This window comes from Paracoccus versutus (assembly GCF_000763885.1).
GTDB lineage: Bacteria > Pseudomonadota > Alphaproteobacteria > Rhodobacterales > Rhodobacteraceae > Paracoccus > Paracoccus versutus.
The window spans coordinates 40,411-66,423 of sequence record NZ_JRKO01000027.1 but is presented as its reverse complement, the minus strand read 5'-3'; the positions used below and the strand labels follow the sequence as shown (position 1 = coordinate 66,423).

Below are 26,013 nucleotides of genomic sequence, written 5' to 3'. Positions count from 1 at the left end.
CCGGATGGTCCAACCCAAAGCCGATGAAACGGCAGCCATGCCATTCCGCGCCCCCGACCTGACAGCCCGATCTTTCCCGTCCCGAACGATCCGGCCTTCCGGCGGCCGCCGCGAGGGTGACCAGCAAGGCGAAGCGAAGCGGCACCGCCGCGGGTGGTGCCGGTTCCGGGGCCATGCGGACGGCACCGGCGAGAACGCCGCCGTTCTGCGATATGTCCCCGTCATGCCCCCGGACGAACCAATCCCTCCGCCTGTCCGATCCCCTAACTCCGTTCGGTTTTCACCAGCAACCCCCAAGGCTCCGGACCGTGTTGCCGCGCGGGCGCGGCTGCCCGCCCCACTCCGAAGCCTTGCGGGCAAGCTCCCGCCCGGGGGCGGCAGTTGCAGGTGCCTCCCGACGGACTTTCCCGGGTCTCGTCGGAGGGAATGATCCCTCCTTCGAGCAACGGAGACCTACAATGCAGAACATCGTCATCCTCGCCGGCACCATCCGCCAGGCCCCCGAAACCCGCACCACCCGCACCGGCACCGACGTCACCCGCTTCAGGCTGGTCACCGCGCGCCCGCGCTATTCGGAAGGCCGGATCGTCCGCGACGAGAAGGGCTATCGGGTCGAGGACGCGGAATGGCACCGTGTCGTCGCCTTCAACGGCCTGGGCCGGACCATCCGGCAATATTGCGAATCCGGCACGAAGGTCCTGGTGCGCGGCCGCATCCATTACACGAAATGGCAGGATGCCGAAGGCCAGGACCGCTACGGCTGCGAGATCGTCGCCGAGACGGTGGATTTCCTGAGCCGGGCACCGCAGTCTGAGGCCGACGACGAGGACGAAGGCCGGTTCATCGACGAAGACGACATCCCTTCCTGAGCGGGAGGCCAAAGGCCCGGTGGCACCAGCCGCCGGGTTTTCCATGCTCGCGGCGGATCGTCCCGAGGCCGCGCCGGCAAAAGAAGGCTCCCCGACCGGATCGACCGGCCGGGAAGCCTCCGGCGCGGGCCTGCTGCTTTCCCCGACCTCGTTCTTCTCCCGCGAGGAAGAAACAGGGGCTTGGGACAAGGGGCTGGGGAGCGAGGCAACAGGAGGGCGACATCCGACGTGAGCACCAATCCCGGCCCAGAAGCATGGGTTGAGGCAGGGACGGCGGGCGAAAGGGAGGCTGGAGGCGCGCCTAAGTATCTGAAAATAACGAATAGAAACGCACAATCGGCTTGCGATAGAGTATTGTTTTTGCTAGATTATTCGTAAGGCGCGCAGGTGGTCGACACCGGCCGGCGCCCTGATCCGCCGCGACCCGCAGCGGCTCGAGGAACTGGAGCGGATCGCCAGAGGATGGATGCAGACCCAAGACGAGGAACTGGCCCAGATCATTCTCCTGCAGGCGATGACCGAAGTCGCCGACCTCCTCCTCGACACCCCGAGCGAGATCGAAAGCGCCTGACCCCACCGGCGCCGACAGCCCAGCCCCGCCATCATGGGGCTTGCGGCAGCAGGAAACCAACCTACCGGGAGAAACGGACATGACCGCAGCCGAACGCACCGCCCGCCGCCTCGCCAATGCCGCGACCCTCGCCACCGCCTTTGCCGAGGGTCGATTCCGCAAGGTGACGGTGAGGGAAGCATGGGGCCTCGGAAGGGACGCCGAGGCCGATGAGCCGGAGGTTTTCGTCGAAGGCGGGTTGCACGCGATCCTGAACGCCGACCGCACCGAGATCCAGATGATGGCCGACGATGAAGGCGAATGCTGGACCATCCAGATCGCGAGCGGAGAGTTTTGCCACGCCTGACCCGTCAACAAAAACAGCGTCCCCGCCGAGACAAATGGACTTGCGAGCTCATGCATCCGGCGTGTGCGGCAGGCAGGTGCCCGCTGGAAACGCAGCGGCGTCGCTCCGGGCTACTTGTCAGGCTTTGGCGGCTCCGCAGATGGCAGCCGGTTGCCTTCCGCAGGCCGCTTAAGCAGGTCGGACGCTTCCATTTCCAGGACCGAGGCCAGGCGATCCACGACATCGATGCTGGCGCCGTAAACGCGGCGCTCCAGTGAGCTGATATAGGTTCGATCGACATCCGCACGATGGGCGAGCTCTTCCTGCGACAAGCCTCTGGCTTGCCGCGCGGCCCGCAGATTGTGCGCGAATATCTCCCGAATCTTCATCACCGACAGATCGGTGACTTGATGAGCATTCCACCACGGAGTATTCTCTACAAATGGGATGCCAAGGTTTTTGCCTCCGATGTGCGGGCATTCGGAGTTGTACCAAGTTACTGTGTCTGGTTAACGATGCGGAGCAGGATCCGTCTCGTGGAACACGGCTCGTTGTGGAACGCGGCCCGGCATGGAATAGTGCTGCTGCGGGAAAACATCGCGATCACCGCCCGGACGGGAGAGGGGATGTGACGGAAAAAGACTATCTGGAGGATGTGCCGACCGGCCCGGAACTGACCGATTACGACCGCCGGCACCAGAAGCTCTATATGCGGCTGCACGATTCCGCTGACGACGGAGCGGACTGGCGTGAAGCCGTCCAGATCCTCTTCGGTCTCGATCCCGAGCGCGAGCCGGAACGGGCGCGCAGGATCTACGACAGCCATCTTGCCCGCGCGCGCTGGATGAAAAAAGACGGCTACAAGCTGCTGCTGCGCGACGGCCGCTGATCGCAAGTAGAAATCCGCCGATTTGCCTCTGCCGCACCCTCCCTTGCCCGGAAGGGGGTTTTAGCGCAGACAAATGAAACCGACCCTTGGTTGAACGCCCGAGAAATGGCTTCAACCTTGGGGTATGGACATGAAACCCGACCTGTCGAAGTGGCGATCCTCGCCGAGCTACGATTTCGTCGACGAAGTCGCAGCGCCCGATCTCGCCTGGGAATGGCTGCGGCGCAACGAGGACTATCAGCAGGACTATCGCGCCGTCGCGCGGAAGGCGACGGACGCGCCCGCCGTCCTTCGGTTCCGGAACCGCTGGGGGCTCACGTTTCCCGGTCCGGCCCGGACTGTCCTGCGTCGATACGCCGGTCTACTGGCTGCCGTCATGCGATCCTGGAAGCATCGTGCTCGATGCGGTGCCATCCGTCCTGCCTGTTGAGGACAACCTGTCCGACCTTCTGAGCAGGGCTGATACCCGGGTGAATTCCGATGGCACCTGGTTCCGCTGCGACATCGGTGATGGCCGAAGCCTGCACCTGCTGCGGCTGGCGGGCGTCGATACGAATGCGCCGCTGGCCGTCGTCATCCCGCTCGACGCCGATGGTCTCGACCGGATCGAGGCCGCCACGCGCCTCCTCTGCTTTCTCATGCGGCGGAGCGTGCCGCCGGACGGGCGCCTGACCGAGCGGCAGCGCCGGCGGGCGCGTCGGATGCTGCAGGCCATCGACGGGCGCATGAGCGGGGCGAGCTATCGCGAGATCGCCCGCGCGATCTACGGCGCAGACCGCGTCGGCGACGAGCCGTGGAAGTCCTCCGCCCTGCGGGATGCGGTCATGGGCTTCGTCAGGGATGCCCGCGCCATGATCGGCGGCGGTTATCGCCGCCTGCTGCGACGGCGACGGCGGAAGTAGCTGTCGGGACTGTCGGGACGGTGGCCTTCCAATCCTTCGCGCAACGTCGCAAGGTCTGCCCCGGACCAGATGCCCGCCTCAGTTCCGCTTCCCGAGAACGATCATGACCAATACGCCGGATTTGCTACGACTGATCGCGACAGTCTTCATCGCGGTGACCTGCGTGGTCATCGGGGATACGGCGGGCAAACTGTTGACCGGCGGCGGGGTGGATCCCTTTATCGTGGCATGGTCGCGGTTCCTCCTGGCCGCGCTGATGCTGCTTCCGTTCAGCGGATTGGCGCGGCAGGAACTGCCCGCCTTGCTGGACTGGCGCGTCCTGCTGAGGGCGGGATTCATCGTTTGCGGGATCTGCTGCATCCTGACGGCCCTGAAGACGGAACCGATCGCCAATGTCTTCGGAGCCTTCTTCGTCGGCCCGGTCGTGTCCTATGTCCTGGCGATCCTGTTCCTGGGCGAGAGGCCATCGTCACAAAGAAGCCTCTTGCTGGCGCTCGGCTTCGCCGGCGTGATGCTGGTGGTCAAACCCGGTTTCGGCAGTTCCGCCGGCATGGCTTTCGCCTTGGCAGCCGGGACGTTCTACGGCGCCTATCTGGTCATGACCCGCACCCTGGCGGGAACATTCCGGCCGCGATTCCTGCTGATCTCGCAACTTCTCATCGGAGCCGTCGTCCTGACGCCCTTCGGCCTGCAATCCGATTTTCCCGTGCCGGACATGCCCCTGCTTGCGCTTCTTCTGATCAGCGCCGTCGGCTCGGCCCTGGGCAACTATCTGCTGGTGATGGCCAGCAGGAAGGCCGAAGCCAGCCTGATCGCGCCGCTGGTCTACAGCCAGTTGATTTCGGCCACGGCGCTGGGGATTGTCGTCTTCGGTGATTGGCCCGATCTGGTCTCGCTGGCGGGGCTGGTGCTGATCGCGATCTCGGGGCTGGGCTCGCTGCTGGTTCACCAGCGTGCGGGCAAGGGGCGCCTATCGACCCCGCCTTGCCCGCGCACGCCGTGATGTCGCTGGACGTCTGGAACCGCCGGCATGGAACCTCGGTAATCCTGCGCCGTCGGAAGGAGGCGCGGTCCTGCCGTCTTCCGCAGGCGCCTTCGCGGGATCAATCCGAAGCAGTCCTTGCCTGAATGAACCCTCCGGCGGCAATGCCCTGCTCGTTGGGGCGGCTGGGCTTGCCGCTGCCCGTCAGGATCCGAGCAGCCGCATGCCGGCATGGCTCGCGGCGCCGCGGTCAAAGGTCAGGGTCTCGACGCAGCCCTCGAGCCGCCCGCCATGCGCGATCAGCGCATCGGCGAAATCCGCCTTCGTCGCCCGATAGGTGGCCAGCGCCAGATAGCCGGCCTCGGTGCGCTCGACGATCAGTTCGCGCGACCGCAGCAGCACCTCCACGGCATCGGCGATGGCCTCGCGCGTCATCCGGTAGGCGCGGGTCAGCACCCAGACGGTTTCCACCAGCACCACCTGCGAGATAAAGCCCGGCTCCTCCGGCGTGAAGCCCTCGACGATTTCCGTGGCGATGGCCGCTTGGGTGGCGTCGTCCTGCGCCAGATAGCGCACCAGCACATTGGTATCGATGCCGATCATTCGCCGGTCGCTGCGCCCAGGATCGCCGCCTGCATGTCCTCAAGGCTCACCGGCTTGTCGGGCCGGGGCACGATGCCCTTCAGTGCGCGGATCGAATGCGAGGCGGGCACGACGGCGTAATGGCCGTCGTCCATACGCACGAAATCCACCCGGTCGCCGGGCGTCAGGCCCATGTCCATGCGGACCTTCTGCGGGATGGTGATCTGGCCTTTCGACGTGATGGTCGCCGTGGGCATCGGATCGGTCCTTTCTTCTAGTAAGGATAAAAGTAAGGCGCGCGTGGTCTTACGTCAAGTTTTCCGGGTCCGATGCTCCGACGCAGGGCGGGGGGTGAGAATTTGGCCCTCTCAACTTCGCACTCCCTGCGGCCGAATCTTCTCCGTCACCCTGTCCTCCATACGCCGCTGCTCGCCAGCGGCCCCGCCAACCGCACGGAGGCCCGACGATGAAGCCCGATCTTACCGACCTGCCGCCGCGCTTTCTGCGCACCCCGGAAGCCGCCTATTTCCTCGGCCTCTCCGGCCGGACGCTGGAAAAGCACCGCAGCTTCGGCACCGGTCCGGTGTTTCACAAGCTCGGCGGCCGCGTCGTCTATGCCGTCGACGACCTGCAGGCCTGGGCCGAGCGCGGGGCCGTCACCTCGACCTCCGATCCGCGCGGCACGGTGTTGCCCGCCAAGCGCCATGCCGTGACGCCGCCGGCCCATGCCGGCCGCTACCGGCGCTGAGGGGGCAGGGATGAGAGCGCCCCGCCGCCCCCGTCTTTCCGGCGAGCGCCGCCGCCTCAGCCCCTTCGTGGTGACGGGGGCGGGAGGCGAGGTCCGCCCGCGCGATCAGCGCGATCTGATGGAACGTCCCTTTTTCTCGCTCGCGAAGACCAAGCGCCTGACGCCCATCCACTACGAATCCGGCGGTGTTCAGGTCCATGTCCAGGGCTTTCCCGAGCACGGCATGGCGACCATCTGGGACGCCGATATCCTGATCTGGGCCGCCAGCCGGATCGTCGATGCCGAGAACGCCGGGCTGCAGACCTCGCGCTTCCTGCGCTTCACCCCCTACCAGCTCCTGACCGCCATCGGCCGCCAGACCGGTGCGCGCGACTACCGGCTACTGAAGGGGGCGCTGGCGCGGCTGCAATCGACGGTGATCCGCACCACGATCCGCCATGGCGAGCATTGGCGGCGGCACCAGTTTTCCTGGATCGGCGAATGGGAGGAGATGACCACGGCCGGCGGCCGGGTCGAGGGCATGGAATTCGTGCTGCCCGAATGGTTCTATCGCGGCGTGCTCGACCGCTCGCTGGTCCTGACCATCGACCCGGCCTATTTCCGGCTCAAGGGCGGCATCGAACGCTGGCTCTACCGCGTCGCCCGCAAACATGCCGGCCGTCAGCCGCAGGGCTGGTGCTTCGACATCCCGCATCTGCATGCGAAGTCGGGCAGTCTGGCCAAGCCCACAGATTTCGCCTGCGACATCCGGCGCATCGCCGCCCGCCAGTCTCTGCCCGGATACCGGCTGCGGATCGAGCGCGTCGACCACGTCGAGATGCTGCGGATCCTTCCTGCGAGTTATCCACAGTTCCCTGTGGATAACTGCGTGAATGGTATCGGGACTTCGGGCGTCGGAAATGTGGACGGTATCGGGACTTCAGGCGTGCGACTATCGGGACTTCGGGCGTGCCAGGGGCAGTTAAGCCTTTGGTCCGACGAACGGAATCCGTCCCGTAACTTATCTAACTTAAAAGACTCTAACATGGTAGAAGCGCGCCGGGCGGTGGATAACCCCCGCCCGGACGCCGATATGGTCCCTCATTCGCGAAATCGGCGCGGGCCGGAAGGGGGCGGAGAATGACCCCGCACGCGCTTCCCCCGTCGTGCCCAGGAGCATGTATCCGCTTTTCGCGACAGTATCACGATCCGCTGCGGGAACCTACGATATCCGCCGCCCCGATGCGCTCTTCCGCCGATCGCATGACGCAGAGGTCGTCATGACCGACAGGATCGTGTCATTCGGCGGAAAAGGCGAAGAGCCTGCCGAGAACCCGTCTCTCACCCTGGTGGATCTGATCTGGCAGGAGAAGCGGGTCGAGCACTGGCTGCGCTTCGGACGGATCTGCCACGAGCACCGGCTCGACCGCCAGCACCGGACCGTCGGCTTCGCCCCCGGCAGCGTCTTCGCCCTGGTCCGCTGGGCGGGCAACGATTACGGCACCGTGGTCTCGCGCCTCGACATTTTGCGGGCTGTCGGGCGGGGCGAGCCGTTTCAGACGCTGCCCTTCATCCGTCCCGGCGCCGAGATCCTGCTCCGGGTCAGCGGCTGGCCGAAGGTCGAACGGGTGCTGCAGGCGGTCGATGCCATCGAGGCGCTGGGCATCGACGCTCATACGGTCTCGCCGGAACACTGGCGGCATGTTCACAACCGCATCGCCGCGGGCGAGCCGTTCCGGAGCTATACCAGAGCCCAGCATGCCGCATGGCTGAAGCGCCGGAAGGTGGGGGCATGATGCGCGTGCTCGATCTCTTCAGCGGCGCCGCCGGCGGCTGGACCCTCGGCCTGCACCGCGCCGGTTTCACCACCATCGCGGCCTGCGAGATCGTCGCATGGCGGCGCATCCTCTATTCGGAGAACTTCCCGCATGTCAGACTCTACGCGGATATCCGCGACCTCACGGCAGCTCGACTTGTTTCCGACCTCGGATGCCTGCCCGAGATCGTCGTCGGCTCGCCGCCCTGCCAGGACATCAGCAGCGCCAACACCAAGGGCAAGGTGATCGAAGGCGAACGCTCGGGCCTCTACCTCGAAGCCGTCCGGCTGGTCGGAGAGTGCCGGCCTCGCTGGTTCGCTTTTGAGAACAGCCCTGTGCTCAGAACTCGCGGCGCCGACCGGCTGCTCGATGAGCTGGAAGCGCTCGGCTACGCCTGCTGGCCATGCGTGGTGGGTGCTGCGGATATCGGCGCCAACCATGTCCGCAAGCGGTCCTGGCTCATCGGCTGCGACCCCGGGCAGCTTGCCGACACCCCTGTCGCAATCCCAGCAGGGTGGGATGCGGCTGGAAGGGGGCTCGGGGGCGCGGAAGGCGATGAGGGAGTCGGGCCTCTCCGATCTGTTCCGCAACCGCCCGCTGCCGACGCCGATGGCCTCGGACGGGATGAAGGACGGGGCGGGCGGCGGGGCGGGATCGACATATCCGCTGCGGATGATCCTGGCGACACCGCGCAAGACAGACGCGGATCGCGGTGGCCGGGGCGACGTGCTGAGCCAGCTCCAAGGCCACAACAGCCGCCATGCCGGGATGATGGGCACGCCGACGGCGAATGCGGCGCCACGGGGCAGCGTCTTGCGCAGGCGCAACGGCCGGATGACCTCGGATCAGGACCGTTTCGACCGCACACCGACGATCGGCGAGGCGCTGCATTTCGACAGGCCGGAAACGACCCGCGGCATGATGCCGACGCCGGTGAAGCCGAACGGCGGCAGGACGCTGAGCCCGCAGGAGATCGAGACGGGCAAGCGAATGAACGGCGCCAAGGCGCAGATCGACACGCCGAGCCTGCTGCGCCATGCTGTGGAAACCCTGCCGACGCCCACCAAGCGGGACAGCCGCATGGATGGCTGGAGCCCGGCCTACGACCGCCGGAAATCGCCGACCATGGACGCGGTGATGGACGGGGCGATGACCGACCGGGCGCCGGACAAATGGGGCGGAGCGCGGGCTTTGGCGGCGATCTTGCGGAGCCATGGCCTGACTGGAACGGCGGCATTGCCCATCACCTACGCATGGATGATGGGGTTTCCGCCTGGCTGGCTCGCAGGCGCATTGCGCTCGGCAGTCGCAAAGGGACGTCTGCGGCGAGCCTGATCGTCGAGGCCTTCGGCGACGCCGTGGTGCCGCAGATCCCCGAAGCCATCGGCCGCGCCATCCTGCGCAGCGAGGCCGCGCTGAACGCGGTCCTCGGCGGCGCGCCGACGGACGACGCGGTCGCTGAAGATGAGACATCCACCAGCGCAAACAGTGGCGATGCCGGCACTGATGACGATGTCCCCACCGATGATCCCGCGGATTACGGGGGTGCGGCATGACCCGCAAAACCCACGCCACCTATCTCGCCACCACCGGCCTTGCCGTGCTGGCGATAGGCGCTGTTTCCGTCACCGAGATCGCGCCCCGGCTGATCTGGAACGCCAGTGCCAGCGTGCCGCTCGGGCTCTATCGCGTAGAGCCGCCGATCAACCTCGCCCTCGGCGATCTTGTCGCGGTCGCGCCGCCCGAACCGCTGGCGCAGTTCATCGTTGCGCGCGGCTATGTCGGCCCCGGCGTGTCGCTGCTGAAGCGCGTCACCGCGCTTCCCGGCACGCGGGTCTGCCGCACCGGCGCCACGATCACCGTCGACGGTCAGGCCATCGGCGCGGCGCGCGAGCGCGACAGAATCGGCCGGCCGCTGCCCGTCTGGCAAGGCTGCCGGGTCGTCGGCACGGACGAGGTGTTTCTCATGAACCGGGAGGCCGGGGACAGTCTCGACGGACGCTATTTCGGCCCGCTCCCGCTCGCCAGCGTCACCGCCCGCATCGTCCCGCTCTGGACCGATGCGGCGGGCGATGGCCGCTTCCGCCGGCCCGTGGCCAGTACGGAAACAGCCCCTGATTCCACCCCCAACCATCAACCGAAGGGACCAAACTGATGCCACAGATCGGAGAATTCACCCGCACCCAATCGGGCTACGAGGGCCGCATCCGCACCGTCACGCTCGACCTGGAACTGGTCTTCGTGCCCACCCACAATGCCGATGTCGAGAACGCGCCGGATTACCGGGTCCATCTCGACGGCGAGGACGGCCCGGAGATCGGCGCCGGCTGGACCCATAGCGGCGAAAAGGCCGGAACCTACATCTCGGTCGCCCTCGACGATCCCGTCCTCGCGCAGCCGATCCGCGCCCGGCTGTTCCAGTCCGACGAGCACGGCCGCAACTGGGGCCTGCACTGGTCGCGGCCGCGAAAGCGCGACGAGCGGGACTGAGCCATGTCGTTCTCCGTCCCGCACCATGCCAACGGGCGGGCTTGCGCCGTCCGCCGCATCGCCGCCCTTCTTCTTTCCGGCCTGACTTTCGTCGCCCTCCCGGCTGCCGGTCTGCTGGCACAGACCGTGCCGCCGGTCGTGCAGGAAACCCGCGATCCCTTCGCATCCCATGTCGCGGAAGCCTCGCTGCGCTTCGGCATTCCGCCGCACTGGATCCGCGCCGTGCGCCAGGTCGAAAGCCGGGGTAATCCGCAAGCCGTCTCGTCGAAAGGCGCCATGGGGCTGATGCAGGTCGTGCCGGAGACATGGGCGGCGCTGCGCGCCCGCCATGCGCTCGGCAGCGATCCGTTCGATCCCCGCGACAACATTTTTGCGGGCGCCGCCTATCTGCGCGAGATGCACGACCGCTACGGCAATGTCGCCGCCATGCTGGCCGCTTACAATGCCGGGCCTGGACGCTACGACGAGCATCTGGCCTCGGGCCGGGCCCTGCCGGCCGAGACCCGCGCCTATGTCGCCACGCTGGCGCCGCTGCTGAGCGGCGACCCGCTTCCCGGCACCGTTTCCGCCGCCGCGCCGCCGCCCGACTGGCGCGAGGCGCCACTCTACGTCGGCACCTTGATCGACAGCCCGGATTCGGAGCGACCCCAGCCCGGCGGTCTGTTCGTGCGCCGATCCGATACAGAACCACCGCAGTCCGATGGCGCATTGGTTGCCGATCCAGAGCCGCCTGCCGAACCTTCCGACACCGCTCCATACGCCGTCGCACCGCAATCCGACAGCCTGTTCATTCGCCGATCCGACGCGGGATCAGTGCAATGAAAAATCATTCCATTCATCCCACGACGTGTCCACTCGGAGGGCTCGGCAGATGAAGATCGCCTATGCGGACCCGCCCTATATCGGCTGCGCACATCTCTACCGCGACCGTCCCGATTACGCCGGCGAGGTCGATCATGCGGCGCTGATCGACCGGCTGGAACGCGATTACGACGGCTGGATCCTGCACGCCGCCGCGACGCCTCGCTCTTTCGCCCTTCTCGCGCCGCTGGTCAAGCCGACGGGCGCGCGCTGGATGGCCTGGGTGAAGGGTTCCGCTGCCTTCAAGCGCAATGTCCCGGTGGCTTATGCTTGGGAACCGGTGATCGTCAAACCCGCCCGCAAGCATGCGGTCAGCAAGCGGCTGGTGCTGCGCGACTGGGTGCAGGAAAGCATCGCTCTGCGCCGCGGACTGACCGGCGCCAAGCCGGAAGCCGTCTGCCACTGGGCCTTCGAGATGGCCGCCGCGAGGCCCGAGGACAGGCTCGACGATCTGTTTCCCGGCACCGGCGCCGTCACCGCCGCGTGGCACACATGGCAGCGGAAGTTCACCCTGCCGGACGATCTGCAGCCTGCTCTGCCGCCGTCGGACAGCGCTCGTCGGGGACGATCCCGCCTGAGGAATCCGTCATGACCGCATCCGTACTTTTCCTGCACGTTGGCAGCCGCGCCGTCGCCCGCTGCTGCGATGAATGGCGACCCGTCGCCGAGTCGATGACAAGGGGAGGGGGTGAAGTCGAGCGATCCTGCTCAGCTTCGACACATGGTTCCGCCGCGAGTATGGATATCCCGCAGCATCGCCCGCAGCACGGCGAAGTCGATCCGATCGGTATTGCGATAGCGCACGCAGCCTTTGCCGCAATCGATGCCGGCAAGCCGTTCGCGAAACCGCTCGACCGTCGTGGGGCCGGCGTAGAAGGCGATGTGGCGTTTCTGTGCATTGAAGCTGACGGCATTGTCCCGGCCGGACGGGCCATAACCGGGCATGCCCCATTGCATTCGCTCCTCCCAGTTGGCCAGTTCCTGACGGCAGGCCGCCCGCAACTGCTCGAAGATCGGCCGTTCGGCTGCCGCGAGACCGTCGAGCCAGTCGTCCACGCTCGTTGCCTGCGATTGCACCATGCCCGGTCCTTCCCCGCCATCGTTCGCCGCCATCGCCGCCATCGCCGCCAGGCGGTGTCCGGCAGCCGTGCCGCCAAGGCTATCATCTCCGACCGACCGAGCGAAGGGATGAGATGCGCGCGCCGGTCGGCCTCCGCCTCATCGGCGCCCGATTGGTTGCGCGATCCGCAGCCCGCTCTGCCGCAGTCGGGCAGCGTCCGCAGGAGGCGCTCCCGCCCGGGAGGGGCCTCATGAGCCCCAATCGCCGAAATCGCACTGTAGCGTATCCCAGCGCAGGAACGGGCGGCGCGGTCCTTTGGGCCACGCCGCCCTCAGGGCTATGGCAAGGTAAAAGCCCCGGCCCGTCAAAGACCTACGCCATTGACATGGCAGGTCTTTTCCGGGGCCGGTCGGTCGGCGGCGGTGCCGCTTTTTCGGAGTTTCGCCGCGATTTCAACGCCGATTTCGGCACTGTTGCGCAACTCGCGGGGCAGGGAGGTCTGTCATGAGTCATGACGACCGTGAATTCCGCATCCGTCCGGGCAGGCCGCGCTCGACCCCGGCGCCCCGCAGCGGCAGCTTCGTCAATCAGGTGCTGCGCGCGGCGCGGAAGGCGGGGCCGGTCCGAAAGGCGGCATCGGCTGGGGGCTCGTCGTCCTCGGGGCGATCCGTCCGCACCGGCCACTCCACATTCGGGCGTGGGCGGGCCAGCTTCAGCCGCTCGCGGCTGTTCTCGCCGCAGCGCCGGGTGGTGGTGAAGGCGCGGGTGGTCCGGCACAGGGGCCGGTCCTTCCGTTCGGCACCGATGACGGCCCATCTCGCCTATCTCCAGCGCGAGGGCGTCCGCCGCGACAACGGCGACGGGCTGATGTTCGATGCCACCTCCGACGATGCCGACGATCCCGCCTTCGCGGAACGCTGCCAGGACGACCGGCACCATTTCCGCTTCATCGTCTCGCCCGAGGATGCCGCCGACATGACCGATCTGCGCGCCTTCACCCGCGATCTGGTGAAGCAGATGGAGGCCGATCTCGGCACGAAGCTGGACTGGATCGCCGCCGATCACTGGAATACCGACAACCCGCATGTGCATCTGCTGCTGCGCGGCAAGGACGAGACCGGCAAGGATCTGGTCATCTCGCGCGACTATATCAGCTACGGGCTGCGCTCGCGGGCCGAGGATCTGGTCTCCCTCGAACTCGGCCCGAAGCAGGAGCACGAGATCCGATCCGCGCTGGAACGCGAGGTGACGGCGGAACGCTGGACCCGGCTCGACGCCGCGATCCGGCGCCAGGCCGACGAGCTGGGATTCATCGACCTGCGCCCCGATGCCCCGATCAAGGGTGAACCGGCGGGCCGGAGTCCCGAACCTCGTCGGCTGATGATCGGGCGGCTGCAGCATCTGGAGAAGATGGGTCTCGCCACATCGGCCGGTCCCGGCGAATGGATGCTGGGGCTGGAGGCGGAAACCACCCTGCGCGACCTCGGCCGGCGCGGCGACATCGTCAGCCGGATGCATCGCGCCTTCGCCGGGCGCGGCGAGGAACGGGGCGTTCTGGACTATGTCACCGACAGCGGCCAGGACGGCGCGCCCGTCATCGGGAGGCTGGTCGATCTCGGGCTGCATGACGAGCTGACCGGCGAGGCCTATGCGGTGATCGACGGCACCGACGGCCGCGCCCATCACATCCGCCTGCGCGGGATCGAGGCCTTCGACCAGGCCCCGCCGCTCGGCGGCATCGTCGAGTTGCGCCGCTTCGGCGGGCCCGAGGATCCGAACCCGACCCTGCGGCTCGCCCATCGTTCCGATCTGGATCTGCAAGCCCAGATCACGGCACCCGGCGCCACCTGGCTCGATCACCGGCTGGTCGAGCGCCGGCCGATGCCGCTGGCCATGGGCGGCTTCGGCAGGGAGGTGCGCGAGGCGATGGATGCCCGCGCCGAGCATCTGGCCGGGGAGGGCCTGGCCCGGCGCGAGGTTGGGCGCATCCTGCTGCGCCGCCATCTGCTCGCCACCCTGCGCCGCCGCGAACTCGATGCCGTCGGCGCCGATCTGGCCGCCAGGACCGGGCGGCAATATGTGCAGGCCCGGCCCGGCGATCATGTCGCCGGCACCTGCGGCCGGCAGATGTCGCTCTCCTCGGGCCGCTTCGCCGTCATCGACGACGGGTTGAGCTTCCAGCTTGTGCCCTGGTCGCGGGATCTCGAAGGCCAGATCGGCCGGCATGTCTCCGGCGTGGCGAAACCCGGCGGCGGCATCGACTGGTCGCTGGGGCGCAGGCGCGACCTTGGGCTGTAGCGCAAGAACCCTTGTCGAAAGGAGGTGTTTCCATGTCCGGCACGAAGATCCTCTGGGGCCAGATCATCGTGGTTTTCCTGATCGTGCTGATCTTCGTCTGGTCCGGCACGCAATGGACCGCCTGGCGGCTCGGCTTCCAGCCCCAGCTCGGCCCGGCCTGGTTCGAGTTCTGGGGCATCCCGGTCTATTACCCGCCGGCCCTGTTCTGGTGGTGGTATTTCTACGACGCCTACGCCCCGCGCATCTTCATGGAGGGCGGCATCATCGCCGCCTCGGGCGGGTTCCTCGCCATCGGCATCGCCATCCTGATGTCGGTCTGGCGCGCCCGCGAGGCCGAGGACGTCGAGACCTACGGCTCGGCCCGATGGGCGGGGCGGGCCGAGATCGAGCGGGCGGGACTGCTCGGCCCCGACGGTGTTGTGCTGGGGCGATACGATCAGGACTACCTGCGCCATGACGGGCCGGAGCATGTGCTCTGCTTCGCTCCCACCCGATCCGGCAAGGGCGTCGGGCTGGTGGTGCCGACGCTGCTGACCTGGCCGGGCTCCGCCATCGTCCACGACATCAAGGGCGAGAACTGGCAGCTCACCGCCGGGTTCCGGGCGAAACATGGCCGCGTCCTCCTGTTTGACCCGACCAATGCCCGGTCCGCCGCCTACAATCCCCTGCTGGAGGTCCGGCGCGGGGAATGGGAGGTGCGCGACGTCCAGAACATCGCCGACATCCTGGTCGATCCCGAGGGCTCGCTGGAAAAGCGCAACCATTGGGAAAAGACCAGCCATGCCCTGCTGGTCGGCGTCATCCTGCATGTGCTCTATGCCGAGGAGGACAAGACCCTGGCGCGGGTCGCGGCCTTTCTCTCCGATCCGCGCCGCTCGATCGAGGCGACGCTGGCGGCGATGATGAAGACCCCGCATCTGGGCGAGACCGGCCCGCATCCGGTCATCGCCAGTGCCGCGCGCGAGCTGCTGAACAAATCCGAGAACGAACGCTCCGGCGTGCTGTCGACGGCGATGTCCTTCCTCGGCCTCTATCGCGATCCGGTGGTGGCGCAGGTGACCAGCCGCTGCGACTGGCGCATCTCCGATCTGATCGCAGGCGAAACCCCCTCGACGCTCTACCTCGTGGTACCGCCTTCGGACATCTCGCGCACCAAGCCGCTGATCCGGCTGGTGCTGAACCAGATCGGCCGGCGCCTGACCGAGGATCTGCATGCGAAGGACCGCCGACACCGGGTGCTGATGCTGCTCGACGAGTTCCCGGCGCTCGGGCGGCTGGACTTCTTCGAGAGCGCCCTCGCCTTCATGGCCGGCTACGGCATCAAATCCTTCCTGATCGCCCAGTCCCTCAACCAGATCGAGAAGGCCTATGGCCCCAACAACTCGATCCTCGACAACTGCCATGTCCGGGTCAGCTTCGCCACCAACGACGAGCGCACCGCGAAACGGGTCTCCGACGCCCTCGGCACCGCCACCGAGATGAAGGCGATGAAGAACTATGCCGGCCACAGGCTGGCCCCCTGGCTCGGTCATATCATGGTCTCGCGCTCGGAGACCGCAAGGCCACTGCTCACCCCCGGCGAGGTCATGCAGCTGCCGCCGGAGGACGAGATCGTCATGGTCGCCGGCACGCCGCCGATCCGGGCCCGGAAGGCGCGTTATTTTGCCGATCCGCGCTTCCGCGAGCGAGTGCTGTCCCCGCCCGATCCGCGCGAGGTCGTGCCGTCGCCACGACGGGATGACTGGACCGGGCTGAAGCCAACGAAGCAGGCGGCGGATCGGGCAGGGGCCGGCGAAGCGGCCAAGGCAAAACGTCAGGACAAGGCCAATTCCGGCCTGCGCCGCGAGCCGGAACTGCCCGAGCATGTCGAGATCGTCCATGAGAGGAAGGAACCATCGCCGGAGGACGAGTTCAGGCAGCTGCTCGGCGACGATCAGGAGGATGCCGCGCGCCAGCGCCAAGCCCTTCGCCGAAGGATGGCGGGCGTCGCTCGCCAGACCTCGATGGATCCCGGCGACGACATTCCGATGTGACGACATTCACCCGCAGAAAGGAGCCCGGCCATGCGCCAGCGTCTGAACGTCTATTTCCCACCCGCCCTGCTGCGGCAGATCTCCGATCTGGCCGAGAACAGGAAGGTCTCGCGCTCGGCCATCGTCGAGGCGGCCGTCGCATCCTTCCTCTCGCCCGACGATGCCGACCGGCGCGAGGCGGCCTTTACCCGCCGGCTCGACCGCATGTCGCGCCAGATCATGCGGCTCGAACGCGATGTCGGCCTCTGTGCCGAAACGCTGGCGCTCTTCGTCCGCTTCTGGCTGACCGTCACGCCGCCGGTCCCGGCCGAGGGCTATGCCGCCGCCCAGGCCAAGGGCCGCGAACGCTTCGAGGGCTTCGTCGAGACCCTCGGCCGCAGGCTGCAATCCGGCGAGAGCTTTCTCAGGGAAATCCCGGAGGATGTGGCGGGGGCGGGGGATGATCCGGCTAAACCCGACCCTGCTGTCGATGGCGAGGACACTGTTTCATGAATGATGGCAGTCCGCCCAACACGCATATTGCGTATTGCCGTTTGGCATATGTAAACTATATTGATGCCAGTCGCAGGAGGCGCAGATGCAGCTTCAACCCATCGCCGCAACACCGGCCCGTGTCGGCAGCCCGGTCATCACCGACGAGGAGGCCGGCGCGCTGGCGCGCACCACGGTCAATCTGTTTCGCGCCTGGGGCCTGACCGATGCCGAGGCGCGAACCCTTCTGGGCGGCATGGCGGCCCGGACCTGGGCGCGCTGGAAGGATGGCGAGATCGGCCGGATCGACCGGGACCTGAGGATGCGCATGGCCCATCTCATGGGGATTCATAAGGGGCTGCGCTATCTCTTCAAGGATCCTGCCCGGGGGTATGCGTGGGTGCGCAAGCCCAATGCGGCCTTCGGCGGTCGTTCCGCCCTCGACATCATGCTGCGCGGCGAATTGGCCGATCTGGCCCTGATGCGGGAATGGCTCGATGCCGAGCGCGGCGCATGGTGAGCGGCCTTGCCGTGAAGCGGCGGGTGAAATGGGACAAGACCTGGCGCATCATCCGCTCGATCTGGCCGCCGGTCGACCTGTTCGAGGACATCGCCGATCCGCGCGACTGGGAGGCGCTGGTCTCGGTCGAGGCCAAGACCAATCCCCGCATCCGCAACGAGGTTGGCGATCTGGGCAAGGTGCCCGCCGCGCGCCGGGTCGGCGGGCCGGGCGCCAGCCTGGTCATGGCGCCCTTCGTCCATTGCTCGACCGCGCGACCGGGGCGCTTCACCGACGGCAGCTACGGCATCTACTATGCCGGGGATCGGGAGGATGTCGCGCTGGCCGAGACCATCCATCACCACGCGAAGTTCATGGCGGCAACGGATGAGGCGCCCGGCTGGACTTCGGACTTCCGCGCGATGATCGGCTCCATCGACCGGGAGTTGCATGATGTGAACGCCGTGCCGGACGTCCTGCACCCGACGGATTACGCGCCGTCGCAGGCGGAAGGCGCGGGGCTTCGCGCGGCCGGCAGCGACGGTCTGCTCTGGAACAGCGTCCGCATGCCGGGCGGCCGATGCATCGGCGTCTTCTGGCCCGACGTGGTGAGCATCCCGGTGCAGGGCTCGCATTTCTGCTATCACTGGAACGGCGAGCGGGTGGATTTCGTCAAGCGCCACGATACCGGAGAGATTCTGGAAGTCAGTTGATGCCTGCGGCTCTATCTTAGGTATAGGTAGGATACGATGTAACCGCTTGTATCCATAGAGGCTTTCATGCGAGTCTCCTTGCAGCATTGTGGAAAGAAGCGGCCGGATTGGTTGGTTGGGGGCATCGTGGATTCTGAAAATTCCAAGCAGGGGGTGCTGTTCGATGATCGCTTCCTGGACCGCTATGCCGGGCCGATCATTTCCGATCCGGCTGTCGCAATCGTCGAACTTGTCGCTAATGCTTGGGATGCCTACGCGACTCGTGTCGATATCGTCTGGCCAAAGCGTACGGAAAACATAGCTTTCTCCATTAGAGACAATGGCAAAGGGATGACCCCGGAGCAGTTCCGGCGGCGTTGGAAGACGCTCGACTATAACAGAGTTGCCGATGAGGGCAGTAAATCGGCGCCTCCTGACGACCTGAAGGATGCACCTCCCCGACATGCATATGGTCGTAACGGCAAAGGTCGACATGCGGCGTTCAAGTTTTCCGACCCCTATCTCGTTCGAACTTGGCGTGACGGGAAAGAGGTGACCTACGAGGTGCGCCGGGGGACAACCCAGCCGTTCGACGTTGAGGAAATGGCATCGCGAGACAGTGTTTCAGGGCATGGGACAGAAATTCTGTCGACTGCGTCAGAGGGAGTGGCCTTTGACGCCGAAGCTGTCCGAGAGGTTCTCGGTACTCGTTTTCTTGCAGATCCGAATTTTGTCGTTTCCGTCGACGGCACATTGGTGACGTTTGATGATATTCCAACGCGGAATATCCAGAAGGAAACCGTGAACGTTCCCGGTTTTGGTGCGGTGGAAATTATCGTAATTGATAGCCAGAAAGCCGACAGGACAACGCGCCAACACGGCATAGCGTGGCGCGTCAAGTCACGGCTTGTGGGTACACCCGGCTGGGTTGGTTTTGATCATGAGAGGATTCTGGACGGCCGCACCTCGGAAGCGAAACGCTTTCAGTTCATCGTATCTGCGGACCATTTGGAGGATGCCGTTCTTCCCGACTGGACAGGATTCATCGTAAATCATCCAGCTTGGACAGAAACAAAGCCGCTGGTTCACGCAAAAATCAAGGAATATCTTTCGAGCTTCACAGCCGAGCGGCGACGTGAAGCCAAGGCATCTATCCGGGAAAGCAACGTGGCTACCGTCCGGAGATTGCCCCCAATCGGACGTGAGCGCTGGAACCAGTTTGTGGATGAAGTGATCGACGCCTGTCCGACCATCTCCACCGACGAGGTTGGCAAGGTTGCCGGGATTCTGGCGAATCTTGAACTGTCGACCTCGAAATACGGTTTGCTGAGCAAGCTGCATGAGCTGCCGCCGGGCGACCTGGATTCTCTTTACCAGTTGCTCGATGACTGGACGTTGCGTCTCGCCAAGGATGCATTGGACGAAATTCAGACACGTCTGAAACTTATCAAAGACCTCGAAGAGAAACTGCATGACGAGAGCTCTGACGAGGTGGGTGATCTACAACCGCTGTTTGAGCGTTCACTGTGGGTCTTTGGTCCCGAGTTTGAAAGTCTCGAGTTTACCAGCAACCGGGGTATGACAACGGTCATTCAGCAACTTTTCGGAGGGACGAGCACTGGTAGCCGCCAGCGGCCTGATTTTGCCATGCTGCCGGACGGTAGCGTAGGTCTATACAGCCGGGACGCGCATGATTTCGGCCATGATGTCGATGGCGTTGCACGACTGGTCATCGCAGAGATCAAGAGGCCTGGAGTTGTGATAGGTACCGATCAGAAAAATCAGGCCTGGCGATATGTGAGCGAGCTCATCGCGCGCGGGTACGTGACCGAGGTAACCACTACGACCTGCTATGTACTGGGTTCAAGGATTCATGCGGCCGAACGCGGAAACAGAACGGAATGGGACAGTCGTGTGACCATTATTCCCATGACCTACGATACTTTCGTGCGCCGCGCCGAGAAACGCATGCTGGGTCTGCAGGAGAAGCTGAAAGACGCGCCCTTTCTCAAGGAGCGGGGGTTGGACGGGGGAGAGTTCGTCGAAAAGCCTCAAGCCACGACGGAGGACCTTTTCGCCACACCGTCAAGATAGTCAGTGACCGGGACCTGCCATGACCACGGAACCGGAAGGCTTGTGATTCCGCTTCGTTCATAGGCATTGAGGTGTCGTGTGGATCAGGCAAAACCGCCGTTTCCCTGTCTTTCTACGCCAGACTACGACGGCAGCTGAATAGCTGTTGCGCCGCTGCGTTTTGAGGCTCTTTTAGTCGACCCCATCCGGGGGCCTTCTTCTTGCCACCCCGGGGAAACGGGGGACGGGATGGCAGGTTCGGACCACATCGAGGCAAGAGTGGAGCGCGGCGCCCGCATGCTCCGCACCGCGCTCGGGCCTGCCATCTCCGCCCTGCTGCGGGATCCCGAGATCGTCGAAGTGATGCTGAACCCGGACGGCCGGATCTGGGTCGACCGGCTGTGCGACGGGCTGGCGCAGACAGGGCAAACACTGTCCCCATCCGATGGCGAGCGGATCATCCGGCTGGTCGCGCATCATGTCGGCGCCGAGGTCCATGCCTGGTCCCCGCGCGTCTCGGCCGAACTGCCGGACACCGGCGAACGCTTCGAGGGGCTGCTGCCGCCGGTGGTCGCTGCTCCGGCCTTCGCGATCCGCAAGCCCGCCGTCGCCGTCTTCACGCTCGACGATTATGTCACCGCCGGGATCATGATCCGGATGCAGGCGGAGGCGTTGCGCCTCGCGGTCGCGACCCGCGCCAATATCCTCGTCGCCGGCGGCACCTCCACCGGCAAGACCACGCTGACCAACGCGCTGCTGGCCGAGGTGGCGAAGACGCAGGACCGGGTCGTCATCATTGAGGATACCCGCGAACTGCAATGTGCCGCACCCAATCTGGTGGCGATGCGCACCAAGGATGGCGTCGCCAGCCTGTCCGATCTGGTTCGCTCGTCCTTGCGCCTGCGCCCCGACCGCATTCCGATCGGCGAGGTGCGCGGCGCCGAGGCACTGGATCTGCTGAAAGCCTGGGGGACCGGCCATCCGGGCGGCATCGGCACCATCCATGCCGGATCCGGTCTCGGTGCGCTGCGCCGCCTCGAGCAACTGATCCAGGAAGCCGTGGTCACCGTGCCGCGCGCCATGATCGCGGAAACCATCGACCTCGTCGCCGTCCTGTCCGGGCGCGGTGCTGCGCGCCGGCTGGCCGAGCTCGCCCGCGTTGGTGGGCTGGGGCCGGACGGCGACTACCGCATCGCCTCCGTCATTCCCGATACCAACACCTCAGAAAATACTGGAGAACCAGAATGATCCGTCCTGCCCTGCGCCTCCGCCATCACGCCGCGACGGCGGCGACCGCGCTCTATGTCAGCCTGTTCATGGCCCCGACCGCCCATGCCGCCGGTTCCTCGATGCCCTGGGAGGCGCCGCTGCAATCCATCCTCGACTCCGTCGAGGGGCCGGTGGCGAAGATCGTCGCGGTGATCATCATCATCGTCACCGGGCTGACGCTGGCCTTCGGCGATACCGGCGGCGGCTTCCGGCGACTGATCCAGATCGTCTTCGGCATTTCCATCGCCTTCGCCGCATCCAGCTTCTTCCTGTCCTTCTTCAGCTTCGGCGGCGGGGCGCTGGTCTGATGGCCGGGAGTATTGAGGCGCTTGAGGCGGTTCCTGGTTTCTCGGTGCCGGTGCATCGCGCCCTGACCGAGCCGATCCTGCTCGGCGGGGCGCCCCGGAGCGTTGCGATCCTGAACGGCACGCTGGCTGGAGCGGTGGGTCTCGGCTTGCAACTCTGGCTGGGGGGTCTCCTGATCTGGGCCGTCGGCCATATCGCGGCGGTTTGGGCGGCGAAACGTGATCCGCTCTTCGTCGAGGTCGCGCGGCGCCATCTGCGCCTGCCCGGACGGCTGGAGGTCTGAGCGATGAGCGGCCCGATCAAATCAGTCTTCGCCGAACTCCTTGTCGTGAACGGGCGCATCCGCAAGCTCCCGGTCGAGCGAGGTCCGAAAGGCGATGCAGCCGCGCATGAACTTCGGCCAGGGCGGCACCGCCACGTCCGGATCGATGGGCTCGGGGAGCAGACCCCAGAGCTGCGGATGAAACCAGCACAGATCGTGGCCCGAACTGTCGCGATGCGCACGGATGCCAGCACGCAGCCGCTTCACTTCCGCGACCAGCGCATCGCGGTCCATGCCGTCGAGGTCATCGTCCATTCCTTGCTCCGTTCAGGTTGCCGCGAGGAGGTTCCAACATGATGAACCTTGCCGAATACCGCCGCAATGCCTCGCGCCTCGCCGACTACCTGCCTTGGGTGGCGCTGGTCGGCGAGGGCATCGTGCTGAACAAGGACGGCTCGTTCCAGCGCACCGCGAAGTTCTGCGGTCCCGATCTCGACAGCGCCGTCGCCGCCGAACTCGTCGCGGTCGCCGGACGGCTCAACAACGCCTTCCGCCGCCTCGGCTCCGGCTGGGCGATCTTCGTCGAAGCGCAACGCTCCGAGGCGGCAACCTATCCCGACAGCCGCTTTCCCGATCCGGCCTCGGCGCTGCTCGATGTCGAGCGCAAGGCAGAGTTCGAGCAGGAAGGCAGCCATTTCGTCTCCGGCTATTTCCTGACTTTCCTCTGGCTGCCCCCGGCCGAGGAAGCCGCCCGCACTGAGGCATGGCTCTACGAGGGGCGCGAGACGTCGGGCGTGAACCCCTGGGAACAGGTGCGTGGCTTCGCCGATCGCAGCGACCGGGTGCTGGCGCTGCTCGATGGCTTCATGCCGGAATGCGCTTGGCTCGATGACGCCGCCACGCTGACCTACCTGCATTCGACGATCTCGACCAACCGGCAGCGCGTCGCCGTGCCGAAGGTGCCGGTCTATCTCGACGCCTTGCTGGCCGATCAGCCTCTCACCGGCGGGCTGGAGCCGCGTCTCGGTGACCGGCACTTGCGCATCCTGACCCTCAACGGTTTTCCGACCGCGACGACGCCCGGCATCCTCGACGATCTGAACCGGATCGCCTTTCCCTATCGCTGGTCGACCCGGGCGATCCTGATCGACAAGCCCGAGGCCGCGCGGCTGCTGACCAGGATTCGGCGGCAGTGGTTCGCCAAGCGCAAGAGCATCGCCGCGATCCTCAAGGAGGTGATGACCAGCGAGCCCACCGCCCTGGTGGACACCGATGCTGCCAACAAGGCCGCCGATGCGGACATGGCGCTTCAGGAGCTCGGCGCCGACATCGCCGGCATGGGTTTTGTCACGGCGACGATCACTGTCTGGGACGCGGACGCCCGCGTCGCTGACGAGAAGCTGCGGCTGGTCGAGAAGATCGTCCAGGGCCGGGATTTCACCGCGATGATCGAGACGGTGAATGCCGTCGATGCCTGGCTGGGTTCGCTGCCGGGACATGCCTATGCCAACGTCCGCCAGCCGCCGATTTCGACGCTGAACCTGGCGCACATGATCCCGCTTTCGGCAGTCTGGGCCGGAGAGGCGAAGGACGTTCACTTTGATGCCCCGCCGCTGCTCTACGGGCGCACCGAGGGATCGACCCCGTTTCGGTTCTCGCTGCATGTCGGCGATGTCGGCCATACGCTGGTCGTCGGACCCACCGGCGCGGGCAAATCCGTGTTGCTGGCGCTGATGGCACTGCAGTTCCGCCGCTACGCAGGATCGCAGGTGTTTGCCTTCGATTTCGGCGGCAGCATCCGTGCGGCCGCGCTCGCCATGGGCGGCGACTGGCATGATCTCGGCGGCGAGCTGACCGAGGCAGCCGAGACCTCGGTTTCGCTGCAGCCACTGGCCCGTATCCACGAGACGGCGGAACGCGCTTGGGCCGCCAACTGGATCGTCGGCATCCTCCGGCGCGAGACCGTCGAGATCACGCCCGAGGTGAAGGAACACATCTGGACGGCGCTGACCTCGCTCGCTTCGGCCCCGGTCGGCGAGCGCACCCTCACCGGGCTTGCGGTCCTGCTGCAATCCAACGAGTTGAAACAGGCGCTGCGGCCCTATTGCGTCGGCGGTCCCTATGGGAGGTTGCTCGACGCAGAGAACGAGCATCTGGGTAATGCTTCGATTCAGGCCTTCGAGATCGAGGGGCTGGTCGGCACCGGCGCCGCGCCCGCGGTCCTGTCCTACCTGTTCCATCGCATCGGCGACCGTCTCGACGGACGGCCGACGCTGCTGATCATCGACGAGGGCTGGCTGGCGCTGGACGACGACGCCTTCGCCGAACAGCTGCGCGAATGGCTGAAGACGCTGAGGAAGAAGAACGCCTCGGTGATCTTCGCCACGCAAAGCCTGTCCGACATCGACAATTCCGCCATCGCCCCGGCAATCATCGAAAGCTGCCCGACCCGGCTGCTGCTGCCGAACGAACGCGCCGTCGAGCCGCAGATCACCGCCATCTATCGCCGCTTCGGGCTGAACGACCGCCAGATCGAGATCCTCGCCCGGGCGACGCCCAAGCGCGACTATTACTGCCAGTCCCGGCGCGGCAACCGCCTGTTCGAGTTGGGGCTCAGCGAAGTCGGTCTCGCGCTCTGCGCCGCCTCCTCAAAATCCGATCAGGCGCTGATCGGTCAGATCCTCGCCGAGCATGGGCGCGACGGTTTTCTGGTTGCCTGGCTCAAGGCGCGCGGCGTCGACTGGGCGGCGGAACTGATCCCGGATCTCGACAATCTGGCTCCCAATGAGGTTGGCGTGCCCCTTTTTGAACCGAGTGGTTCGAAGGCCGTGCCCGCTGACGCCGACATCGACGCCACCACCGCCCGCGAACCAGACGATTCCGTTCCGGCTGAACCGGAACCCGGACCCACTGACGCCACAGAGGAGATTCTTCCATGACACGAACCCGCATGCCCCGCGTCGCCAGCACCGCGGCACTGGCCCTCGCCTTGGCGGCACCGCTCGCGTTGGCCCCAATTCTCACGACACCGGCCCATGCCTTCTTCGGTGGCTTCGGGCGCATCGTCTACGACCCCACCAACCATGCCGAGAACCTGCTGACTGCGGCGCGGACGCTGGAGCAGATCAACAACCAGATCGCCTCGCTGCAGAACGAGGCGCAGATGCTGATCAACCAGGCCCGCGATCTCGCCAGCCTGCCGCATAGCTCGCTGCAGCAGTTGCAACAGAACGTCAGCCGCACGCAGCAGCTGCTCGACGAAGCCCGGAACATCGCTTTCGAGGTGCAAGAGGTCGATCAGGCGTTCGAGCGGGAATACGGCACGCCAGATCTGTCCATGTCCGAGCAGCAACTGCTGACCGACGCCCGGACCCGCTGGCAGAACAGCGTCGGCGGGTTGCAAGACGCAATGCGGGTCCAGGCGGGCGTCACTGGCAATATTGACGCCAACCGCGCGGAAATGGCTGATCTGGTCAATGAGAGCCAGAACGCGGTCGGCGCGCTGCAGGCCACCCAGGCCGGCAATCAGCTTCTGGCGCTCCAGTCTCAGCAGATCTCCGACCTGATTGCCGTGGTTTCGGCGAATGGCCGCGCCGAGGCTCTGACCGAGGCCGAGCGCGCCACCGCTGCCGAACAGGGCCGCATCCAGCGCGAGCGGTTCCTGACCCCCGGCGCCGGCTACCAGCCCGGCAATGCCCGGATGTTCAACGACTGACCGCCCAAGGAGGCGCAACCATGGAGGGCAAGGCGATGGCCCGGCTGATAGCCATCCTGTTCCTGGCGATCGTCATGACCGTGACGCTGATCCGGATGGAGCAGACCGGCGACCTGCCGCCGCTGCCCGGGCGGCAGATTCAGCCGCAGGCCGAGGATCCGCTGCGCGAGGACCAGCGCCGTTGCCAGCGGATGGGCGAGGCTGCGGCCAATGATGCCGACTGCCTGCGCATCTGGGGCGAAACCCGCGACCGTTTCCTCGGGCGGGCACCGGCGCAATCTACGCCCCGCCCTGCCACCTCCCCTGAAGCGGAGTGACGG

The 26,013-nt window shown here is 66.1% G+C and carries 32 protein-coding genes and 1 pseudogene; 28 read left to right on the top strand and 5 right to left on the bottom strand.

Translation table 11 applies throughout. The features are described 5' to 3' along the window. The first annotated feature begins 458 nt into the window (after positions 1-458). On the top strand, positions 459-869 hold the full coding sequence (locus tag IT40_RS13655) for a single-stranded DNA-binding protein (protein ID WP_036756038.1): 411 nt from the start codon (positions 459-461) through the stop codon (positions 867-869). 650 nt (positions 870-1,519) lie between these two features. Beyond that, positions 1,520-1,786 (top strand): hypothetical protein, encoded by a 267-nt coding sequence (locus IT40_RS13645; RefSeq protein WP_036756033.1) that lies wholly within the window; start codon positions 1,520-1,522, stop codon positions 1,784-1,786. 110 nt (positions 1,787-1,896) lie between these two features. On the opposite strand, the gene IT40_RS13640 is transcribed toward IT40_RS13645, so the two are convergent. After that, the gene (locus IT40_RS13640) at positions 1,897-2,154 is read right to left on the bottom strand and encodes a helix-turn-helix domain-containing protein (protein WP_036756030.1); all 258 of its coding nucleotides are present in this window, start codon (positions 2,152-2,154) and stop codon (positions 1,897-1,899) included. A 239-nt stretch (positions 2,155-2,393) separates the two neighbouring features. On the opposite strand from IT40_RS13640, the gene IT40_RS13635 reads away from it, so the two are divergent. The 4 genes from IT40_RS13635 (at position 2,394) to IT40_RS13625 (ending at position 4,559) form a co-directional block, all read left to right on the top strand. Continuing rightward, complete coding sequence (locus tag IT40_RS13635; protein WP_024845688.1) at positions 2,394-2,654, top strand: DNA -binding domain-containing protein; 261 nt, start codon at positions 2,394-2,396, stop codon at positions 2,652-2,654. 130 nt (positions 2,655-2,784) lie between these two features. Beyond that, positions 2,785-3,084: a transcriptional regulator domain-containing protein gene (locus IT40_RS27605; RefSeq protein WP_084197122.1), complete on the top strand. Its 300-nt coding sequence runs from the start codon at positions 2,785-2,787 to the stop codon at positions 3,082-3,084. Next, the gene (locus IT40_RS13630; RefSeq protein WP_243700227.1) at positions 3,050-3,556 is read left to right on the top strand and encodes a DUF2285 domain-containing protein; all 507 of its coding nucleotides are present in this window, start codon (positions 3,050-3,052) and stop codon (positions 3,554-3,556) included. The genes IT40_RS27605 and IT40_RS13630 overlap by 35 nt, the downstream gene beginning before the upstream one ends. A 103-nt stretch (positions 3,557-3,659) precedes the next feature. Next, complete coding sequence (locus tag IT40_RS13625; protein WP_036756024.1) at positions 3,660-4,559, top strand: DMT family transporter; 900 nt, start codon at positions 3,660-3,662, stop codon at positions 4,557-4,559. A 183-nt stretch (positions 4,560-4,742) separates the two neighbouring features. On the opposite strand, the gene IT40_RS13620 is transcribed toward IT40_RS13625, so the two are convergent. Together IT40_RS13620 and IT40_RS13615 are read right to left on the bottom strand one after the other, a co-directional pair. Then, on the bottom strand, positions 4,743-5,141 hold the full coding sequence (locus IT40_RS13620; RefSeq protein ID WP_036756021.1) for a PIN domain-containing protein: 399 nt from the start codon (positions 5,139-5,141) through the stop codon (positions 4,743-4,745). Next, complete coding sequence (locus tag IT40_RS13615; protein WP_036756019.1) at positions 5,138-5,377, bottom strand: AbrB/MazE/SpoVT family DNA-binding domain-containing protein; 240 nt, start codon at positions 5,375-5,377, stop codon at positions 5,138-5,140. Before IT40_RS13615 ends, IT40_RS13620 begins: the two co-directional genes overlap by 4 nt. Before the next feature lie 209 nt (positions 5,378-5,586). Here IT40_RS13615 and IT40_RS13610 point away from each other — a divergent pair, with 209 nt between their 5' ends. The 10 genes and pseudogenes from IT40_RS13610 (at position 5,587) to IT40_RS13570 (ending at position 11,607) form a co-directional block, all read left to right on the top strand. Continuing rightward, a complete protein-coding gene (locus IT40_RS13610) occupies positions 5,587-5,868 on the top strand; it encodes a helix-turn-helix transcriptional regulator (protein WP_036756017.1) in 282 nt (93 codons plus the stop codon). Between the two features lie 10 nt (positions 5,869-5,878). Next, positions 5,879-6,991 (top strand): replication initiator protein A, encoded by a 1,113-nt coding sequence (locus IT40_RS13605; RefSeq protein ID WP_036756015.1) that lies wholly within the window; start codon positions 5,879-5,881, stop codon positions 6,989-6,991. 136 nt (positions 6,992-7,127) lie between these two features. Then, positions 7,128-7,643, top strand: coding sequence for a DUF2840 domain-containing protein (locus IT40_RS13600; RefSeq protein WP_084197118.1), 516 nt, complete (start codon positions 7,128-7,130; stop codon positions 7,641-7,643). Then, positions 7,613-8,083: pseudogene (locus IT40_RS30070) on the top strand (DNA cytosine methyltransferase); the annotation flags it as partial. The gene IT40_RS13600 and the pseudogene IT40_RS30070, both read left to right, overlap by 31 nt. Further along, entirely contained in the window at positions 8,034-8,999 is a 966-nt protein-coding gene (locus IT40_RS30065) for a hypothetical protein (RefSeq protein WP_243700230.1), read from the top strand. The pseudogene IT40_RS30070 and the gene IT40_RS30065, both read left to right, overlap by 50 nt. Next, positions 8,918-9,220, top strand: a complete 303-nt coding sequence (locus tag IT40_RS30060) for a hypothetical protein (RefSeq protein WP_243700229.1) — start codon at positions 8,918-8,920, stop codon at positions 9,218-9,220. The genes IT40_RS30065 and IT40_RS30060 overlap by 82 nt, the downstream gene beginning before the upstream one ends. Continuing rightward, on the top strand, positions 9,217-9,819 hold the full coding sequence (locus tag IT40_RS13585) for a S26 family signal peptidase (protein ID WP_052095930.1): 603 nt from the start codon (positions 9,217-9,219) through the stop codon (positions 9,817-9,819). The genes IT40_RS30060 and IT40_RS13585 overlap by 4 nt, the downstream gene beginning before the upstream one ends. Then, positions 9,819-10,154: a DUF736 domain-containing protein gene (locus tag IT40_RS13580; RefSeq protein WP_036756011.1), complete on the top strand. Its 336-nt coding sequence runs from the start codon at positions 9,819-9,821 to the stop codon at positions 10,152-10,154. The genes IT40_RS13585 and IT40_RS13580 overlap by 1 nt, the downstream gene beginning before the upstream one ends. Positions 10,155-10,157: 3 nt before the next feature. Beyond that, complete coding sequence (locus IT40_RS13575; RefSeq protein WP_052095927.1) at positions 10,158-10,976, top strand: lytic transglycosylase domain-containing protein; 819 nt, start codon at positions 10,158-10,160, stop codon at positions 10,974-10,976. A 49-nt stretch (positions 10,977-11,025) separates the two neighbouring features. After that, complete coding sequence (locus tag IT40_RS13570) at positions 11,026-11,607, top strand: hypothetical protein (protein WP_036756008.1); 582 nt, start codon at positions 11,026-11,028, stop codon at positions 11,605-11,607. Positions 11,608-11,723: 116 nt separating this feature from the next. Here the strand turns inward: IT40_RS13570 and IT40_RS13565 are convergent, their stop codons facing one another. Continuing rightward, entirely contained in the window at positions 11,724-12,095 is a 372-nt protein-coding gene (locus IT40_RS13565) for an iron chaperone (protein WP_036756101.1), read from the bottom strand. Between the two features lie 484 nt (positions 12,096-12,579). On the opposite strand from IT40_RS13565, the gene IT40_RS13560 reads away from it, so the two are divergent. The 9 genes from IT40_RS13560 to IT40_RS13520 all read left to right on the top strand — a co-directional run bounded on the left by IT40_RS13560 (position 12,580) and on the right by IT40_RS13520 (position 21,999). Further along, positions 12,580-14,373: a relaxase/mobilization nuclease domain-containing protein gene (locus tag IT40_RS13560; protein WP_036756006.1), complete on the top strand. Its 1,794-nt coding sequence runs from the start codon at positions 12,580-12,582 to the stop codon at positions 14,371-14,373. 32 nt (positions 14,374-14,405) lie between these two features. Further along, positions 14,406-16,406, top strand: a complete 2,001-nt coding sequence (locus IT40_RS13555; RefSeq protein ID WP_036756004.1) for a conjugal transfer protein TraG — start codon at positions 14,406-14,408, stop codon at positions 16,404-16,406. A gap of 30 nt (positions 16,407-16,436) precedes the next feature. Continuing rightward, the gene (locus tag IT40_RS13550; RefSeq protein ID WP_036756001.1) at positions 16,437-16,898 is read left to right on the top strand and encodes a ribbon-helix-helix domain-containing protein; all 462 of its coding nucleotides are present in this window, start codon (positions 16,437-16,439) and stop codon (positions 16,896-16,898) included. Positions 16,899-16,983: 85 nt separating this feature from the next. Continuing rightward, positions 16,984-17,397, top strand: coding sequence for an MbcA/ParS/Xre antitoxin family protein (locus IT40_RS13545; RefSeq protein WP_036755999.1), 414 nt, complete (start codon positions 16,984-16,986; stop codon positions 17,395-17,397). Then, positions 17,391-18,089: an RES family NAD+ phosphorylase gene (locus tag IT40_RS13540; RefSeq protein ID WP_036755998.1), complete on the top strand. Its 699-nt coding sequence runs from the start codon at positions 17,391-17,393 to the stop codon at positions 18,087-18,089. Before IT40_RS13545 ends, IT40_RS13540 begins: the two co-directional genes overlap by 7 nt. Positions 18,090-18,155: 66 nt before the next feature. Then, the gene (locus IT40_RS13535; protein WP_116171194.1) at positions 18,156-20,162 is read left to right on the top strand and encodes an ATP-binding protein; all 2,007 of its coding nucleotides are present in this window, start codon (positions 18,156-18,158) and stop codon (positions 20,160-20,162) included. A gap of 276 nt (positions 20,163-20,438) precedes the next feature. Further along, positions 20,439-21,389, top strand: a complete 951-nt coding sequence (gene trbB / locus IT40_RS13530) for a P-type conjugative transfer ATPase TrbB (RefSeq protein WP_425272525.1) — start codon at positions 20,439-20,441, stop codon at positions 21,387-21,389. Next, the gene (locus tag IT40_RS13525; RefSeq protein WP_036755992.1) at positions 21,386-21,718 is read left to right on the top strand and encodes a TrbC/VirB2 family type IV secretion system protein; all 333 of its coding nucleotides are present in this window, start codon (positions 21,386-21,388) and stop codon (positions 21,716-21,718) included. Before trbB ends, IT40_RS13525 begins: the two co-directional genes overlap by 4 nt. Next, positions 21,718-21,999 (top strand): VirB3 family type IV secretion system protein, encoded by a 282-nt coding sequence (locus IT40_RS13520; RefSeq protein WP_036755988.1) that lies wholly within the window; start codon positions 21,718-21,720, stop codon positions 21,997-21,999. Before IT40_RS13525 ends, IT40_RS13520 begins: the two co-directional genes overlap by 1 nt. Before the next feature lie 21 nt (positions 22,000-22,020). On the opposite strand, the gene IT40_RS13515 is transcribed toward IT40_RS13520, so the two are convergent. Then, positions 22,021-22,293: a hypothetical protein gene (locus IT40_RS13515; protein ID WP_036755984.1), complete on the bottom strand. Its 273-nt coding sequence runs from the start codon at positions 22,291-22,293 to the stop codon at positions 22,021-22,023. A 38-nt stretch (positions 22,294-22,331) separates the two neighbouring features. Here IT40_RS13515 and trbE point away from each other — a divergent pair, with 38 nt between their 5' ends. From trbE to trbK-alt, 3 genes are read left to right on the top strand one after another with little or no spacing between them, the layout of a single operon-like run. Further along, a complete protein-coding gene (gene trbE, locus IT40_RS13510) occupies positions 22,332-24,917 on the top strand; it encodes a conjugal transfer protein TrbE (protein WP_052095923.1) in 2,586 nt (861 codons plus the stop codon). Beyond that, positions 24,914-25,693 carry a P-type conjugative transfer protein TrbJ gene (trbJ, locus tag IT40_RS13505; RefSeq protein ID WP_036755981.1) on the top strand — a complete coding sequence of 260 codons (780 nt, stop codon included), beginning with the start codon at positions 24,914-24,916 and terminating at the stop codon, positions 25,691-25,693. Before trbE ends, trbJ begins: the two co-directional genes overlap by 4 nt. A 20-nt stretch (positions 25,694-25,713) precedes the next feature. After that, positions 25,714-26,010 carry a putative entry exclusion protein TrbK-alt gene (trbK-alt, locus tag IT40_RS13500; protein WP_036755977.1) on the top strand — a complete coding sequence of 99 codons (297 nt, stop codon included), beginning with the start codon at positions 25,714-25,716 and terminating at the stop codon, positions 26,008-26,010. The last annotated feature ends 3 nt before the right edge of the window (positions 26,011-26,013 follow it).

Coding starts and splice junctions, on each gene's coding strand:
- IT40_RS13655 (WP_036756038.1), top strand. CDS start 459: ATGCAGAACATCGTCATCCTCGCCGGCACCATCCGCCAGGCCCCCGAA.
- IT40_RS13645 (WP_036756033.1), top strand. CDS start 1,520: ATGACCGCAGCCGAACGCACCGCCCGCCGCCTCGCCAATGCCGCGACC.
- IT40_RS13640 (WP_036756030.1), bottom strand. CDS start 2,154: ATGAAGATTCGGGAGATATTCGCGCACAATCTGCGGGCCGCGCGGCAA.
- IT40_RS27605 (WP_084197122.1), top strand. CDS start 2,785: ATGAAACCCGACCTGTCGAAGTGGCGATCCTCGCCGAGCTACGATTTC.
- IT40_RS13625 (WP_036756024.1), top strand. CDS start 3,660: ATGACCAATACGCCGGATTTGCTACGACTGATCGCGACAGTCTTCATC.
- IT40_RS13620 (WP_036756021.1), bottom strand. CDS start 5,141: ATGATCGGCATCGATACCAATGTGCTGGTGCGCTATCTGGCGCAGGAC.
- IT40_RS13615 (WP_036756019.1), bottom strand. CDS start 5,377: ATGCCCACGGCGACCATCACGTCGAAAGGCCAGATCACCATCCCGCAG.
- IT40_RS13610 (WP_036756017.1), top strand. CDS start 5,587: ATGAAGCCCGATCTTACCGACCTGCCGCCGCGCTTTCTGCGCACCCCG.
- IT40_RS13605 (WP_036756015.1), top strand. CDS start 5,879: ATGAGAGCGCCCCGCCGCCCCCGTCTTTCCGGCGAGCGCCGCCGCCTC.
- IT40_RS13600 (WP_084197118.1), top strand. CDS start 7,128: ATGACCGACAGGATCGTGTCATTCGGCGGAAAAGGCGAAGAGCCTGCC.
- IT40_RS30065 (WP_243700230.1), top strand. CDS start 8,034: ATGAGCTGGAAGCGCTCGGCTACGCCTGCTGGCCATGCGTGGTGGGTG.
- IT40_RS30060 (WP_243700229.1), top strand. CDS start 8,918: ATGGATGATGGGGTTTCCGCCTGGCTGGCTCGCAGGCGCATTGCGCTC.
- IT40_RS13585 (WP_052095930.1), top strand. CDS start 9,217: ATGACCCGCAAAACCCACGCCACCTATCTCGCCACCACCGGCCTTGCC.
- IT40_RS13580 (WP_036756011.1), top strand. CDS start 9,819: ATGCCACAGATCGGAGAATTCACCCGCACCCAATCGGGCTACGAGGGC.
- IT40_RS13575 (WP_052095927.1), top strand. CDS start 10,158: ATGTCGTTCTCCGTCCCGCACCATGCCAACGGGCGGGCTTGCGCCGTC.
- IT40_RS13570 (WP_036756008.1), top strand. CDS start 11,026: ATGAAGATCGCCTATGCGGACCCGCCCTATATCGGCTGCGCACATCTC.
- IT40_RS13565 (WP_036756101.1), bottom strand. CDS start 12,095: ATGGTGCAATCGCAGGCAACGAGCGTGGACGACTGGCTCGACGGTCTC.
- IT40_RS13560 (WP_036756006.1), top strand. CDS start 12,580: ATGAGTCATGACGACCGTGAATTCCGCATCCGTCCGGGCAGGCCGCGC.
- IT40_RS13555 (WP_036756004.1), top strand. CDS start 14,406: ATGTCCGGCACGAAGATCCTCTGGGGCCAGATCATCGTGGTTTTCCTG.
- IT40_RS13550 (WP_036756001.1), top strand. CDS start 16,437: ATGCGCCAGCGTCTGAACGTCTATTTCCCACCCGCCCTGCTGCGGCAG.
- IT40_RS13545 (WP_036755999.1), top strand. CDS start 16,984: ATGCAGCTTCAACCCATCGCCGCAACACCGGCCCGTGTCGGCAGCCCG.
- IT40_RS13540 (WP_036755998.1), top strand. CDS start 17,391: ATGGTGAGCGGCCTTGCCGTGAAGCGGCGGGTGAAATGGGACAAGACC.
- IT40_RS13535 (WP_116171194.1), top strand. CDS start 18,156: ATGCGAGTCTCCTTGCAGCATTGTGGAAAGAAGCGGCCGGATTGGTTG.
- trbB (WP_425272525.1), top strand. CDS start 20,439: ATGCTCCGCACCGCGCTCGGGCCTGCCATCTCCGCCCTGCTGCGGGAT.
- IT40_RS13525 (WP_036755992.1), top strand. CDS start 21,386: ATGATCCGTCCTGCCCTGCGCCTCCGCCATCACGCCGCGACGGCGGCG.
- IT40_RS13520 (WP_036755988.1), top strand. CDS start 21,718: ATGGCCGGGAGTATTGAGGCGCTTGAGGCGGTTCCTGGTTTCTCGGTG.
- IT40_RS13515 (WP_036755984.1), bottom strand. CDS start 22,293: ATGGACGATGACCTCGACGGCATGGACCGCGATGCGCTGGTCGCGGAA.
- trbE (WP_052095923.1), top strand. CDS start 22,332: ATGATGAACCTTGCCGAATACCGCCGCAATGCCTCGCGCCTCGCCGAC.
- trbJ (WP_036755981.1), top strand. CDS start 24,914: ATGACACGAACCCGCATGCCCCGCGTCGCCAGCACCGCGGCACTGGCC.
- trbK-alt (WP_036755977.1), top strand. CDS start 25,714: ATGGAGGGCAAGGCGATGGCCCGGCTGATAGCCATCCTGTTCCTGGCG.